A 1,202-nucleotide genomic window follows, 5' to 3' on the forward strand; every position below is an offset into this window, starting at 1 on the left:
TGGGCTCAGCCACACCTGCACTGGAGACATTGCACAATGCCTTGTCAGGCAAGTATCACCATTTAACCCTGACCCAACGCGCAGGCTCTGCGGTTCCTACTACTAATAAAGTTCTCGACGTCAAAGGTCAGTATTTAGAAAGTGGTTTATCTGCCCCATTGATTGCGGAAATGCGTAAACACCTTAAAGCAGGCAATCAGGTGATGCTGTTTCTTAACCGTCGTGGTTTCTCCCCTGCTCTCATGTGTCATGAATGTGGTTGGATTGCCGAATGCAAACGTTGTGATGCTTATTACACCTTCCACCAATACAGCAATGAGATTCGCTGCCACCATTGTGGTTCACAGCAACCAGTGATTCATCAGTGTCAGGGCTGTGGTTCAACTCAACTGGTTACCGTTGGTGTCGGTACCGAACAGTTAGAACAACAATTGGCACAACTGTTCCCCGAATACAAAGCCATCCGTATCGACAGGGATAGCACGCGCCGAAAAGGCAGCTTAGAAGACGCGTTGGAATCCATCCGTAAGGGTGAATATCAAATTTTGATTGGCACTCAAATGTTGGCTAAGGGACACCATTTCCCCAATGTAACGCTCGTCGCCTTGCTAGATGTTGATGGCTCTCTATATAGTAGCGACTTTCGCGCCTCCGAAAGATTAGCGCAGCTATTCATTCAAGTCGCAGGGCGAGCCGGACGTGCAAGTAAGCCGGGGGAAGTGGTTTTGCAGACTCACCATCCTGAGCACAGTTTGTTGCAAGCCTTATTGGAAAAAGACTACCGACACTTCGCTATGACGGCATTAGAGGAACGTAAACTGGCGCAGTTGCCACCGTACAGTTTCCTGACTCTATTTAAAGCCGAAGCGAATCAGAGCGAGATCGTAGAAGATTTTCTGCGCCAAGTTCGCTTTACGTTAGAATCGCACCCTTTGTTTGACGACACCTGCATGGTGCTTGGTCCAACACCATCGCCTCTCGCCAAACGCGCAGGCAAATACCGTTGGCAGCTGTTACTCCAAACCCAGCACCGTTCATTAATGCAAAAGTTATTAACCAGTGCCAAACCTGCTATTGAGTTGTTGCCTAATGCCAAAAAAGTTCGCTGGAATTTAGACATAGAACCACAAGATCTCAGCTAGCAAACGTTTAACTATGTAATGAATTACCTTTTAATGTGATGAGACTCACATCAAGATTGC

At 47.3% G+C, this 1,202-nt stretch carries 1 protein-coding gene; it reads left to right on the plus strand.

The window, feature by feature from the left end; all coding sequences use genetic code 11:
• The coding region (gene priA, locus R7E42_RS24770) for a primosomal protein N' (RefSeq protein WP_318073200.1) at positions 1–1,142 on the plus strand (1,142 nt) is incomplete at its 5' end.
• Between the last annotated feature and the right edge of the window lie 60 nt (positions 1,143–1,202).

Source organism: Vibrio sp. Vb1337 (assembly GCF_033338715.1).
GTDB classification, from domain to species: Bacteria; Pseudomonadota; Gammaproteobacteria; order Enterobacterales; family Vibrionaceae; genus Vibrio; species Vibrio alginolyticus.